Origin of the sequence: Pedobacter sp., from assembly GCF_041645105.1 — a bacterium.
GTDB lineage: Bacteria > Bacteroidota > Bacteroidia > Sphingobacteriales > Sphingobacteriaceae > Pedobacter.
In genome coordinates this window covers 603,749-617,391 of sequence record NZ_JBAZQQ010000003.1, presented here as the reverse complement: position 1 = coordinate 617,391, position 13,643 = coordinate 603,749, and the positions used below count along the sequence as shown (strand labels likewise).

14 protein-coding genes are annotated in these 13,643 nt (G+C 35.2%); 11 read left to right on the top strand and 3 right to left on the bottom strand.

Features of this window, described 5'->3' with window-relative positions; all coding sequences use genetic code 11:
• Positions 1 to 41: 41 nt before the first annotated feature.
• The 5 genes from rpiB (at position 42) to WC623_RS12615 (ending at position 8,107) form a co-directional block, all read left to right on the top strand.
• Positions 42 to 491 carry a ribose 5-phosphate isomerase B gene (gene rpiB / locus WC623_RS12635; RefSeq protein ID WP_372851537.1) on the top strand — a complete coding sequence of 150 codons (450 nt, stop codon included), beginning with the start codon at positions 42 to 44 and terminating at the stop codon, positions 489 to 491.
• A 6-nt stretch (positions 492 to 497) separates the two neighbouring features.
• Complete coding sequence (locus tag WC623_RS12630; protein ID WP_372851535.1) at positions 498 to 2,783, top strand: c-type cytochrome; 2,286 nt, start codon at positions 498 to 500, stop codon at positions 2,781 to 2,783.
• A gap of 527 nt (positions 2,784 to 3,310) precedes the next feature.
• Complete coding sequence (locus WC623_RS12625) at positions 3,311 to 4,660, top strand: PhoH family protein (RefSeq protein ID WP_372851533.1); 1,350 nt, start codon at positions 3,311 to 3,313, stop codon at positions 4,658 to 4,660.
• A gap of 71 nt (positions 4,661 to 4,731) precedes the next feature.
• Positions 4,732 to 6,591: a M1 family metallopeptidase gene (locus WC623_RS12620; RefSeq protein WP_372851531.1), complete on the top strand. Its 1,860-nt coding sequence runs from the start codon at positions 4,732 to 4,734 to the stop codon at positions 6,589 to 6,591.
• Positions 6,592 to 7,153: 562 nt separating this feature from the next.
• On the top strand, positions 7,154 to 8,107 hold the full coding sequence (locus tag WC623_RS12615) for a TonB family protein (RefSeq protein WP_372851529.1): 954 nt from the start codon (positions 7,154 to 7,156) through the stop codon (positions 8,105 to 8,107).
• 23 nt (positions 8,108 to 8,130) lie between these two features.
• Here WC623_RS12615 and WC623_RS12610 read toward each other — a convergent pair whose 3' ends face one another.
• Positions 8,131 to 8,526 (bottom strand): hypothetical protein, encoded by a 396-nt coding sequence (locus WC623_RS12610; protein WP_372851527.1) that lies wholly within the window; start codon positions 8,524 to 8,526, stop codon positions 8,131 to 8,133.
• A 104-nt stretch (positions 8,527 to 8,630) separates the two neighbouring features.
• On the opposite strand from WC623_RS12610, the gene WC623_RS12605 reads away from it, so the two are divergent.
• A complete protein-coding gene (locus WC623_RS12605; RefSeq protein ID WP_372851525.1) occupies positions 8,631 to 9,056 on the top strand; it encodes a DUF2784 domain-containing protein in 426 nt (141 codons plus the stop codon).
• 35 nt (positions 9,057 to 9,091) lie between these two features.
• The gene (locus tag WC623_RS12600) at positions 9,092 to 9,655 is read left to right on the top strand and encodes an N-acetyltransferase family protein (RefSeq protein ID WP_372851523.1); all 564 of its coding nucleotides are present in this window, start codon (positions 9,092 to 9,094) and stop codon (positions 9,653 to 9,655) included.
• Here WC623_RS12600 and WC623_RS12595 read toward each other — a convergent pair.
• Entirely contained in the window at positions 9,637 to 10,857 is a 1,221-nt protein-coding gene (locus tag WC623_RS12595) for an MFS transporter (protein WP_372851521.1), read from the bottom strand. The genes WC623_RS12600 and WC623_RS12595 overlap by 19 nt on opposite strands.
• Positions 10,858 to 11,106: 249 nt before the next feature.
• Between WC623_RS12595 and WC623_RS12590 the strand changes: the two genes are divergently transcribed.
• The 4 genes from WC623_RS12590 (at position 11,107) to WC623_RS12575 (ending at position 13,159) form a co-directional block, all read left to right on the top strand.
• The gene (locus tag WC623_RS12590) at positions 11,107 to 11,376 is read left to right on the top strand and encodes a hypothetical protein (protein ID WP_372851519.1); all 270 of its coding nucleotides are present in this window, start codon (positions 11,107 to 11,109) and stop codon (positions 11,374 to 11,376) included.
• Positions 11,377 to 11,467: 91 nt separating this feature from the next.
• A complete protein-coding gene (locus tag WC623_RS12585) occupies positions 11,468 to 11,692 on the top strand; it encodes a CDGSH iron-sulfur domain-containing protein (protein ID WP_372851518.1) in 225 nt (74 codons plus the stop codon).
• A gap of 126 nt (positions 11,693 to 11,818) precedes the next feature.
• Positions 11,819 to 12,313 (top strand): hypothetical protein, encoded by a 495-nt coding sequence (locus WC623_RS12580; RefSeq protein ID WP_372851516.1) that lies wholly within the window; start codon positions 11,819 to 11,821, stop codon positions 12,311 to 12,313.
• Positions 12,314 to 12,343: 30 nt separating this feature from the next.
• Positions 12,344 to 13,159: an endonuclease/exonuclease/phosphatase family protein gene (locus WC623_RS12575; protein WP_372851514.1), complete on the top strand. Its 816-nt coding sequence runs from the start codon at positions 12,344 to 12,346 to the stop codon at positions 13,157 to 13,159.
• A gap of 2 nt (positions 13,160 to 13,161) precedes the next feature.
• Here the strand turns inward: WC623_RS12575 and WC623_RS12570 are convergent, their stop codons facing one another.
• Positions 13,162 to 13,530, bottom strand: coding sequence for a YccF domain-containing protein (locus WC623_RS12570; RefSeq protein WP_372851512.1), 369 nt, complete (start codon positions 13,528 to 13,530; stop codon positions 13,162 to 13,164).
• Between the last annotated feature and the right edge of the window lie 113 nt (positions 13,531 to 13,643).

Genomic DNA, 13,643 nt, shown 5'->3' with positions numbered 1-13,643 from the left:
ATATTGAAAATCGGGTATTTACCCTCATAAAAATACACACAATGAAAGTAATTATAGGTTCAGATCATGCGGGTTTTAATTATAAAACCATGTTGGTTGCAGCATTACTACAAAACGGATATGAAGTCATTGACCTGGGAACAAACAATGAACAACCTACCGATTATCCTGATCATGCAGCTGATGTAGCTAGGGCAATTTTAGATGGAAAAGGTGAGAAAGGTATTCTTATTTGTGGTAGTGCGGTAGGTGTAAGTATTGCAGCTAATAAATTTAAAGGGATAAGAGCGGGCGTTTGCCATGATACTTATTCAGCACATCAGTCAGTAGAACATGATGATGTGAATGTACTTTGCATGGGCGAACGTGTTATTGGTATTGAGCTTGCAAAAGATATTTCCTATGCATTTTTAAATGCTGTTTTTTCTGGTGAAGAGCGCCATGTAAAACGATTGAAAAAAATAAAAGCATTGGAAGATAAAGAGTTATAGGTTAGCATGAAGTTATATATTTATATTGTTTTAGCTCTTGTTGTTTTTACCTTTTACCAGTGTCAGACACATAGAAAAACAGTTGAAGTTAATAAAGAACTGATACCGGATACGAGTAACTCGCAGGTTATTTCTGCTGAAGCTTCCATTAAACTTATGAAAGTAGAAGATGGCTTTGAGGTAAAACTTGTTGCTGCAGAACCTTTAATTTCGGCACCAGTGGCTTCGGTATTTGATCCGAAAGGCAGGTTGTGGGTCGTGGAAATGGTTGGGTACATGCCAGATGTTCAAGGTAAAGGGGAAGATATACCCAACGGAAAAATTGTGATTCTTGAAGATAAGAATGGTGATGGAAAGATGGATACGAGGAAGATTTTTTTGGATTCCCTGATATTACCAAGAGCTATTTGCTTGATAGATGGGGGAATTTTAGTGGCCGAATCACCAAATTTATGGTATTATGAGATTAAAAATGATCAACCGGGCAAACGTGTCTTAGTGGACAAAGATTATGCGGCAGAGGGTAATGTAGAGCATCAACCAAATGGACTTTTGAGAGCGCTGGATAATTGGATTTATAATGCTAAATCCACTAAAAGGTATCGGAAAAAAGGAGACCAGTGGTTAATTGAGAATACTCATTTTAGAGGACAATGGGGGATTAGTCAGGATAATTATGGCCGCTTGTATTATAATGACAATTCTACCAACCTGGTTAGTGATTATTTTATGCCTGGTTTTGCAGCGGGTAATCCGAATCTTAAACATGTATTTGGATTTGAAGAGAGAACAGTTAGAGATAACAGGGTTTATCCAGCCAGGATTACAACTGGTGTAAACAGAGCATATGTGGCCGGTGTTTTGGATGATAGCTTACGTTTAAAGAGTTTTACAGCGGCATGTGGTCCTGTTATATATCGTGGTAACTTATTTGGTCCAGAATATGATTTTAATGCATTTGTTGCAGAACCGGCTGCTAACTTAATTAAGCGGAATATTCTTAATGAGAAAGGGTTGGTGGTAAGTGGAGAACAAGCTTATAAAGGAAAGGAATTTTTAACAAGTATTGATGAACGCTTCAGACCAGTGAGTTTATATAATGGTTTGGATGGTGCTTTATATATTGTAGATATGTATAGGGGAATTATACAGCATAAAACATATCTCACGCCCTATCTGAAAGACGAAATTCTTAAAAGAAATCTAACTGAACCATTGGGTTGCGGAAGAATTTACAAAGTTGTCCCTAAAGGTAAAAGGTTGCCTAAGCTGAAGCTTAGTAATAATCCGAAGGAGCTTGTTGCCCTGCTGGGACATAAAAATGGAGCTGTCCGCGATATGGCACAGCAGGTATTGATTGATGGTAAACATACAGATGCTATTCCTTATTTAAAAAAAGCAATTACTGATAAAACTCATCATTTGCTGGTTATTCATGCAATGTGGGTGTTGGAGGGACTTTCGGCATTGCAGTCTGATGAGGTGCTTGGCTTATTGAAATCTGATAATTACAATATTAAAGTTCAGGCTTTAAGTGTAATTCCATCAATAATTGGCGTAAACTCAAGCGGGCCTTATATTGCTGCATTACAACAAATGCTCAAAGGGAATGATGAACTGCTAGCTCCGTATATTGCTTTCCTGGCTGGTTCTATTAAACCATATAATGAAAAGTTGACTGATGAATTATTGGTTGCTTTAGTTAAAAAATACCCTAAAAACCGTTATGTTTCTACAGCGGTGATTAGTAACCTTACTCATAAAGAAGAAGCATTTGCTGCTTCGATAGTCAACATATTGCCTGATACAAACCTGGTTATTAATAAACAATTGCAAAATATAATTATTCGATTAAGAAATGATAAGAAGAGCAAGGATCCTGAGTTGTTAAGTAAAGAATTTCCAAAAGGCGCTGCTTTATTTGCTTCAAGCTGTCAGACTTGCCATGCTGCAGACGGAAACGGAATCAGCTCATTGGCCCCGCCTTTAAACAAGTCGGAATGGGTAACAGGTAAGAAGGATAAGTTGATTGCTATTGTATTATATGGTTTAACAGGGCCTGTTAAAGTTAATGGACATTTATATGAAGCTCCGGAAGTTTCTGCTGATATGCCGGGCATAGCACATAGTGATGAAATATCTGATGAAGATGTAGCACAAGTATTAAGTTTTATTCGTGGCTCATGGCAAAATAATGCTGGTAAGGTAGATGTAGAGGAGGTTAATAAAGTCAGAACTCTTTATAAAGGTAGAGACAAACCTTTTACTATAACAGAGATTGAATCGAAATAGATTTAGATGTGGATAAAACTGTGGATAAGCGGTTGATAACATGTTGAAAAACAAGGTTAAATATATTTGGATCAGATAGTTATTCTGCATATATTAGATCTATCAATTACGGAGTACTTTGACAGTCTGAAAAAATATCCAAAAAGAGATACTTGGCCTCCGGGCAAAAGCCTCTGGAAATTTTGATGGAGCAAGGAAGAGTTAGAATCAATGGAGACAGCGATGAAAACTTGAACAATGAAGGGCTGAAACATGCCGGAATTTAATTGCATCTGAAACGGACATTATACCAAAATGAAACATTCTACGGAATAAATCAGGAGGGTAATTTAAACGGGTATCAACTTCTTAGGAAATTGAGTATACTACGAATTGTAAAGTAAAAAACGAATTGATGCTTGTCTGATAGCTACGGCTAAAGGATGGGTGAAAACGGAGAACTTGAATCGAAAGAAGAAAGTCTCCGTTTTCTTTTTATATGTAATTTACTCGTCTCATGCGTTAGAATTTTATTATTTTTATGTGTCATGAGTAAAGCTGTAAAACATCCTTCATTTGAACAAAAGATCTTCGTCCTTGATACTTCTGTAATCCTTTATGATCATAATGCATTTAAAAATTTTCAAGAACACGATGTAGCAATTCCAATTCAGGTACTTGAAGAGTTGGATAACATGAAGAATGGAAATGAAACCCGAAATGCAGAAGCGAGGAGTTTCATCAGGTTGATGGACAATACTTCTGGCGACAGGATTATCAATGAATGGATACCTTTTAATGGTAGTAAAAGCGGGCGCTTTAAAGTGGTTATGGATAATAAACCAGATAAGCTGGACGCTGAAGAGATTTTTGGTAAGGGAAAGTTTGATCATCGTATACTTAATGCTGCATTAAGTCTTAAACAGGAATTTCCAGAGAAGAGGGTGATTTTGGTGTCTAAAGATATCTGTTTGCGACTGAAAGCGAAATCGCTTGAACTATATGCTGAAGATTACGAAACTGGTAAGATTAAAAATGTTGATGAGCTTTATACTGGAAAAGCTACAATTTCAAATGTTTCTGATGAGGTATTTAAAACGCTTAAAGCAGATGGAAGTATAGATGCAAACGGACTTGTTTTAACAGATGATTCAGCTAATCACTTTTGTATATTAAAAGGTAAACGTAAGAGTGCTGTAACCTATTATAGTGCAAAAGAAAGTCGGATTTTTACGATAGCGCCACGAACCATATTTAATATTTCTCCACGTAACGAGGAGCAGTCCTTTGCTATAAACGCATTGCTTAATCCTGATATCAAACTGGTAACCATACAAGGTAAAGCTGGAACAGGGAAAACTTTGTTGGCTATAGCAAGTGCTTTGGAACAACGTAAAGATTACAGACAAATTTATGTTACTAGGCCGATTGTTGCTTTAAGTAATAAAGATATCGGTTTTTTACCAGGTGATATAAAGTCGAAGATTGATCCTTATATGGCACCCATATGGGATAACCTGAGGTTTATAAAGGAGCAATACAATAATGATCCTAAAATGCAGGGGCGTATAGATGATTTTGTAAAGACTGAGAAGATTGTGATTACGCCTTTGGCTTATATCAGAGGGAGGACATTAAGCAAGATTTTTTTCATAGTCGATGAAGCTCAGAATTTAACTCCTCATGAGATCAAAACAATTATATCGAGGGCAGGAGAAGATACAAAAATTGTTTTTACAGGAGACATTTATCAGATTGATACTCCTTACCTGGATGCTGAGAGTAATGGACTTTCCTATTTAATTGATAAGGCTAAAGATAATGAGTTGTATGCCCATATAACACTAGGGAAAGGGGAAAGAAGTGAGTTGGCGAATCTGGCTAATGATCTTTTGTAGGCGGATAGGGATTTATGTAAACAGTTTCTTGATTAAAAAAATCCATAAATTGCGTTTGCAAATTATATTTCATGAATAAACTAACTTTAATGATTGCGATGCTGATGATGTTATCTTGTCAGCAGAGTAATAAAAAACACACTGTGACAGATTCTTTAAAAACTGAAGATCCGCATTCTTTTGCACAGCCATCTGTGGCCTATGTTGAGCATCTTGACCTTGATTTAAAAGTAGATTTTGAGCAACAACAATTAACAGGAAAGGCAAGTTGGACTATTAATAACAAGGCAAAAGCAAAGGAGATTATTTTTGATGATAGTAAATTAAGTATATCTAAGATCACATTAGGGAAAGATGAAAAGGAAACATCTTATACATATGGACCTGTTGTGGAATACCTGGGAAGAGCTTTAAAAGTTGCGATTACAGCAGATACTAAATTGATAAATATCTATTATACCACTGATAAAGAAGCAAGTGCTTTGCAATGGTTAAACCCACAACAAACAGCAGGTAAAATAAGGCCATATCTTTTTACACAGTCGCAAAGTATTGCTGCCAGAAGTTGGGTGCCCTGCCAGGATAGTCCAGGCATACGCTTTACTTATAATGCTAAAGTAAGTGTGCCTAAAGATTTACTGGCCTTAATGAGTGCTGAAAACCCACAAACAAAAAATAACGAGGGACTTTATCACTTTAAGCAAACACATGCCATTCCTTCATATTTATTGGCTTTGGCAGTGGGCGATATAACCTTCAAGTCTATTGATGAACGTACAGGTGTATATGCAGAGCCTTCTGTACTTAACAAGGCGGTATATGAGTTTGCTGATATGGGTAAGATGGTACATGCAGCAGAAAAGCTGTATGGTCCATATCGTTGGGGTAGGTATGATTTATTGGTATTGCCGCCTAGTTTTCCTTTTGGAGGGATGGAGAACCCTAATCTGACCTTCATTACGCCGACCATTTTGGCAGGAGACAGGTCATTAGTTAGTATTATCTGTCATGAGTTAGCACATAGCTGGAGTGGAAATCTGGTGACAAACTCAAACTGGAATGATTTCTGGTTAAATGAAGGGTTTACCAATTACTTTGAACGTAGAATTGATGAGGAAATTTTTGGCAAGCAGGAAGCTGAAATGCAGGAGGTATTTGCCAGACAAGCATTAAATGCTGCTATTGTTGATATGGGGGCAGAAAGCAGAGATACCTGGTTACAAACCGATTATACTGGTCGGAATCCTGACGAAGGCACGAATGATATTGCATACGAAAAAGGATTCTTCTTCTTAAAGACAATAGAGAGGGCAGTAGGAAGAGAAAAATTTGATGCATTTTTAAGGGGGTATTTTGATGCAAATGCTTTTAAATCATTAAATACTACCCAGTTTTTAGATTATCTGAATAAGAATTTAATTAAAGGTGATAAATCTCTTGAAGTAAAGATTGACATAGATAAATGGGTTTATGGACCTGGAGTTCCAGACAATGTGGTTGCTGTAGGATCGGAAAGGTTTAAGGCTATTGATGCTTTAGTGGCAAAATGGCGTAAAACAGGTGTGGTAAAAGGTTTGAGCAAGGAAATCGTATCCAGTAATGAGAAACGTTATTTTATAAGTCAGCTGCCTGCTGATCTAAAAGCGGTAGATATGGCTGCCCTGGATGCAGAGTTTAATTTTACTGGATCACATAATACTGATGTGCAATTGGCCTGGTATACCTTAGCTATACGTCATCATTATAATCATGCGAACAATAATATAAAAGCATATTTATTAGAAAATGGGCGCATGTGGCACATTATTCCTTTGTATAAAGAGTTGATGATTACACCAGAAGGTGCAAAGATAGCCAGAGCAATTTATAAAGAAGCAAGGCCAAACTACCATCCTATGACCTATCAGGCAATTGATAAGTTATTGAAATAGGAGAATAGTTAACTTTTTTATACAGGTGTATAATTTAGGTGTCCTGATTGGTGTAAAAGTGCTTTGTTTATGCTGAAGGAACGAATTAATAGGCCTTTTTAATTATTGGCACAGTCTTTGTAATTAACATTTCGGTTTAGTTTGGTTTAGGTTGATCTGTGGTGGATCGACCTTATTAACGGGAATAGTCTCTCCGACTTATTCCCGTTTCTCTTTTAATGACTTAGCACTTTTCTTCTAAAAGCGATCTTAAAATTTTCATGTAATTACGCCTATTTTTTATCGCGATTTGTGTTTTTTTTGTTACTGAATTATTACAGAGGATTATGTGGTTTAGTGTATACCTGCTACTGCTCTGTTACTGTTCTGTTACTGTCGGGTACTGCTTTTGCAGTAACAAATCAGTGTTAAAGCAGTTCTAAGGCAGTTTTTGTGCGATATCTGTTACATTTCAATGTCAAATGTGACTAATCATAGCACCTAAAAAACTTCGTTATGGAAAAAAATAGGATTTTTTTGTTTTACAATTTTATTTCTATCTTTCATAAGATAATTTAAAATCATGATCAAAATACGCTTTCTGTTTTTGTTCCTCGTTATTAGTTCAGCTGCATTTGGACAAAGACAAAATCTCTATTTTTTAAAGAACAATGGTCAGTATGTTAAGTTACGCGATAGTGCTGATTATCTTAGGATAGTTAAAGAGCCTGAACCAGGGTCAGAATTGTATGTGATAAATGAACATTATCTTGACGGTGCTAATAAAACTATCGGGTATTCAAGTAAAATAGATCCACCTGTTTATGAAGGACAGTATATTTCTTACTTCAAAAATGGTAAAAAACGCTTAATTGGTACTTACAAGAAAGGAAAGCTAGTTGATACTGCATTTAGTTTTTATCCTAATGGAGTTTTGTATATGACAACTGTGTATACTTCCGCTGTGAATGGAGGTAAGGAGCAGAAATATATTAAAAGTGTCCAGGATTCGACAGGTAAAGCACTTGTAGTTGATGGAAATGGTGAGTGTGGAATTTATGATGCTGACTTTAATGTGGGTGTGGAAAGAGGTGGTATAAAAAATGGGCAATATGATGGAGAATGGATTGGTGGTAATTCTATAGGTAAACCAACATATAAGGAAAACTATGCTAATGGTGAGTTGGTTTCTGGTGAAAGTTTTGATAAGGATGGCACTGTTTATCAATACACAAAAATATATGTTTCACCACAGTTTAAGGGCGGGATGGATAAATTCTATAACTATCTGAAAAAGACAATTCGTTATCCACAAGAATGTTTGCGAAGCCGCACACAAGGTAAGGTGATGTTGAAATTTATAGTTAAGAAAGACGGTACTATACAAAATATTAAAGTGATGAATTTGGTGCATCCAGAATTAGCAAAAGAGGCAGTTAGGGTAATTCAGGAATCGCCATTATGGGAGCCTGGAGTGGTGAGAGGCAAGCCATCTAATATTGCATTTAATGTACCTGTCTCATTCTCATTAAGATAATGTTCTGTTTATAGTCTGTTCTATTAATCTTTATATACAAGCTTAGCTATATCATTCTCGCATATAACCTTTTCAGGTCTGGCAGGAAGACTGCAATCTGAAATGATACTCCATTTTTCATTAAAAGTTTTTTGATCAGCTGTGTATTTATTAACCTTTTGAATAAATGCAACAGTATCAATTTTTGAGGAATAAGCTATATATCCTGTTGGACCACCACAGGCTTTAGTGCCAATTGGCCTGAATTTCCAATCTTCTGAAATTTCACATTTGACTTCAGACAAGCCTTTTATTTCTGTCATCAGTGATTCTAGTTTAAGTTTATCTGCTTCCATTGAACTTTCATCTTTTTTTTTACAGGCATATGCTCCTGCAATTATCAATATAGCAATCAATAATTTATAGTTTTTAAGGTTCATAAGTGTGTTTTTTGTTGTAGATTAATCATCATACTATTGTTACAACTTATAAATGATGACATTAGTTTTCTTTTCTTAAATATAAAACGGATTGGAGTTGCAGAATGCTACAAGATCATTATTATATTCGCATAAAAACCATAATAGTGTATTTCATATATGATCTTCTTTTTACGTTATTCCATTTATTGATAGTTGGATTCAACTTGTTAGGCTGGATATGGCAATCTACCAGGAAATTGCATTTTATTGTAGTAGTTCTTACTGCTGGTTCCTGGTTGATATTAGGTATATGGTATGGTTTAGGTTATTGCCCTTTAACTGATTGGCATTGGCAAATAAAAGAGCATTTAGGCGAAATAAACCTACCTAACTCATTTATAAAGTACTATGCAGATAAGCTAACAGGAAAAGATATCTCGGATTCATTTATTGATATGATTACTGGAATAAGTTTTGCAATTGCAGCTGTACTTTCTGTTTATTTGAACTTTTTCTATAAAAGATCCGGTAATCGTGTGTTAAAATAGAACCCTTATACAGATTGTAATACAAAAAAGAAATTATGATAAGAGAAGCTTTACCAGGAGATGCACAAGCAATAGCCAGACTTATTATTCTGGCAATGGATGATCTATCCGTGAAATTTACAGGATCTTCTGATCCTAATGAAGCTATTGCACTTTTTGAAAGATTTGCGGCACAGCCAGGCAATCAATATAGTTTTGAGAATACATTGGTTTATGAGGATGAGCAAGGGGTGTGTGGGATGATTAATGCTTATGATGGTGCTGGACTTCATAATTTAAGAGCACCTTTTTTAGATGATCTTTATAAAACTTACGGCATTAAACATAATCCTGATGACGAAACAGAGCCTGGAGAGTATTATCTTGATTGTGTTAGTGTGGCTTCTGACCGACAAGGGCAGGGAATTGGCAAGAAGTTAATTCAAGCAATGATTGATTATGCCAAACAGCGTAAATATTATATAACTGGTCTGCTGGTGAATAAAGACAACCCTAAAGCGGAGAAACTGTATTCAGCGCTAGGCTTTAAGGTTGTTAAAGAAAAAGATTTTATGGGTGGAAAGTATTTTCATATGCAGCATCAGGCAGCATGTGAATAGCTGCGTTCTTTTTTTGTCATTCTATAAATGGCGAACATGATCAGCGCAGAAAGTATAGAAAGGACTAAGTAGCTTTCACTAAGGTGATGTTCGTCTTTTGCTGGTAGTATAGAAATTACACTGTAACTTAAGAAGGAAACAATTACATAAGTTATACCGCCAGTTAGTCCACTTGCAATTCCTGCATTTTTAGGGAATAGTCCCAGGCAGAATGTAAAGTAATTATTGAAAATATATCCTGCAGTTACGTGAATTAGGAAAGCGAATATCACCATCGAATAAAGATTCGAGATAAATTGTATGCTCATGATCATTGTGATTACAAATACAATTTGTAGAATTAAGTTCGTTACCATTTTTTTTAAGAATGGACTGTTTATAGTGGCCTTACCAATAAAACCGCCAACCATCCAGGCAAAGCCTAAAACCAATGAGCTGTAGCCAGCAATTACAGGACTTAAATGCAAGTGATGTTCAATTATAAACGGACCAGTCATGTTGTATATCATTACCATGGTATAGGCAAGACCCAGCATCACAATTCCCAAACTAAAGCTTGCCGTTTTAATCATATTAACATATACACAAGTAATCTTTTTTAAGGAGAATTCAGAGAAATGCTTTAGGGTTTCGCCACTATATATGTACTCAAGAATAGCTAAAATTACAGCTAAAATAGCAAGGAAATAGAAATTGGATTCCCATCCGAATACCGTTTGCAGATAGCCACCTAAAAATGGGGCTACGATTGGTCCTGTAGACCAAATAATAGAGAAAAGGCTTAGATAGTGTTTTAGCTTATCTCCTTTAAACAGGTCTACAAAATAAGCTCGCTTGGCAACAATAATTGTTCCTACCGTAAAGCCATGGATAATACGCATAAGGTAAATGAGGTATATATTATGCGTGTTTGCAATTACAATACTGGCTCCGGCAAAAATAATTAAAGAAATAAGGCTGAGTCTATATCTGCCGAAGCTGTCGAGTACACTGCCAATAAATAGCTGAGAAACGCCATAGCTGATCAAGAAAAGGCTTAATGTAAGTTGTACCTGTAAGCTGCTAACCTGCATATTTGAAGCCATGCTTGGTAATGAGGGTATGTATATATCTGTTGCAAAACCAGAAAGAGGGAGCAATGCAAAAGCAAGTACGGTAGAGATACCTTGATTTTGCTGTTTAAGTTCTTTTATGTTATTCACTATTGGTGTGTTTTTTTAAGGACTCAAAGTTAGGTTTTCATATATCGTGACAGGAGTTTTTTAAACATGATAGTGTAATAATTACATCTTCATAATTTCATATTTATTATAAGAATTGTAATACAAATATTTATTTGTAAATAATTAAAGTTTTAGATTCGTTTGTTTGGTTAAAATATCTGTTTTATTGGTACTTATAAGGGTTGTTTGGATGTTTTTTCGTATCTTTGTAAATTAAAGTATAGTGATATGAATGATTATAGTGATTTGATGTTGGTTGATAAAAACTCAGGAAAATTAAAGGATCTTGAAGATGCATTGGGTAGGGTTGAAGTAACCTTTGCTCATTGGTTAAATAAACGTGAAAATATACATACTGGTGAAAAGCCTGATAGACTAGGTAATTATTACAGGTATTTTTATATTGATAAGGGTATTCAGTTTTATGTAAAAGATGGTCTTCCTCAGGAGATTAAAAATGCGTGCTGGTCAGCATATAAGAATATATTTGGGCAATAGTATCTCTGTTGTTAATAGAAACGTTTCTAAATTGAAATGATATTCTGGACTATACCCGCATTGTTATATGTTTGCGGCAAACTAACAGAATATGTCAAAAACTAAACTTACAATTAACAATAACGGTTCAGTTAAAATCGAAGGTGATTTTGAGATCGTAGATAGAAACGGTGACGTTTATGAATTACAGGGCAGGACGGTACTTTCTATTTGTCGTTGTGGCTTATCAAAAAACAAACCTTTTTGCGATGGGGCTCATAATGGGCATTTTGAGCATGAAGCTATAGCTTTTGCACTTCCTCCAAAAAAAGCATAATAAAACAGGCTGTATCATAGATCATGATGCAGCCTGTTTTGCTTATTTCTATTTTATAAAAGCATCAATCACAATTTTAAAAGGTTTTGCTAGCTTTGACCAAAAATAAATTTTAATTAAACAAGCATGAAGCCAGGAGATTTCGAAGTGAATTATGATGGAAGCAGTGTTACGGCCTCTATAAAAGTCAAACCATCACTTGCTTTAAAGATATCTTTATATGTATTAAATATCTTACTTATAGCTGTTATTGTATTGTTTACAATTGGGGGTGTTGGCGTTATCGTTTTGTTCATTCTTGTTTTTGAAATTTTGTTTTTAAGATATTCAATATGGCATATTCATGGATCTGAAACGATTGTTCTGAAAAAAGATGCCTTAAGTTATCAGCGTTTGTACGGTATGATTAAATTGCCAATTAGGACAATCAGTATTAATAAAACTTTAAAAGTAATTCCTTTTCATGAAGACTTTAAAGTTGGAAATACAGCTATGAAGCTGATTTTTGAATCATATGATGAGGATAATGAACCTGTAAATCTTTATCAGACTGCATTGGCCATTTCTAATGCTAATTATATTGTCTTTATGAAAGCTTTTAATCACCTCTATACAAAATAGCCTTTAAGTCCTTTTTTATTCCGATCCCATTTGAAAAAGTATATTACCATCCTGCTTATATTTATAAGCTTTTCAGCCTATTCTCAAAATGTTAGTATTTGTTCATGGAATATTCAGCACTTCGGTAAAACTAAAACTGACGCAGAGATAAGTTATATTGCCAATATCATTAAAGAATTTGATGTTGTAGCTATTCAGGAAGTTGTTGCGGGGTATGGTGGTAGTCAGGCAGTAGCTCGTCTGGCTGACGAATTGAATCGTAAGGGGAGTGGATGGGATTATGTTATAAGTAGTCCTACTTCAAGTGTGGGGAGTTCAAAAGAACGATATGCTTTTTTATGGAATACGGCAAGGGTTAAGCGCAAGGGAGTATCCTGGTTGGATGAGAATTATGCAGATGAGATAGATAGGGAGCCGTATTTAAGTCAGTTTATGGTCGGGAACAAATCTTTTACCTTGCTGAGTTTTCACGCTGTTCCTAAAACGAAGCAACCGGAGCGAGAAATTAAATATTTTAAATTCTTTCCTGAGATATATGCTGATCATAATCTAATATTTTGCGGAGATTTTAACTTGCCGCAATCACATACTGTGTTTATTCCCTTAAAGAAAATGGGATATGTATCTGCTTTGGCTGCACAAAAGACATCATTAAAGATGGAATGTGTTGAAGGTAGTTGTCTGGCATCTGAATACGATAATATCTTTTTTAAATCATCATTTCAAGTTTTAAAAGCAGGAATTGTTCATTTTTATCGCGATTTTAATAGTGTTAAAGAGGCCAGGAGAATTTCCGATCATGTGCCTGTTTATCTTAAATTGTCACTTGGAGTAATAGCTAAATAGCATTAATTCAGTGATTTTCCGAAAGGGGAGAATGCAAGGTTCATAAGCTTAAAGTGCTGTCTGCCCCAAGGTATTCCAATAATTGTAATACAGAGTAAGATACCAAAGAAGAGGTGTGTAAGTACTATCCAGATACCACCGAAAATTAACCAAATGATATTCATTATAGTTGATAAACATCCAGTGTTGGATGCTGTGTCTGTTATTTTTACACCGAAAGGTGCGATGCCTAATATGGCGAACTTAAAGCATTGAATACCAAATGGTATACCTATTATAGTAAAACATAATACCAAGCCTCCAATAATATATTGAAAGAATATAAATACTCCTCCACAAATGAACCAAATGATATTGCCTAGTAAATTCATGTTTGTGTTTTATTTATAGATTAAAAAGAAGTGTGTTAGTTACAATTTGGTTTGATTTAATGGGGATGGTATAGACAGGGGGGGAAGTAAAAAGAGCATCAGATTATTCCTTT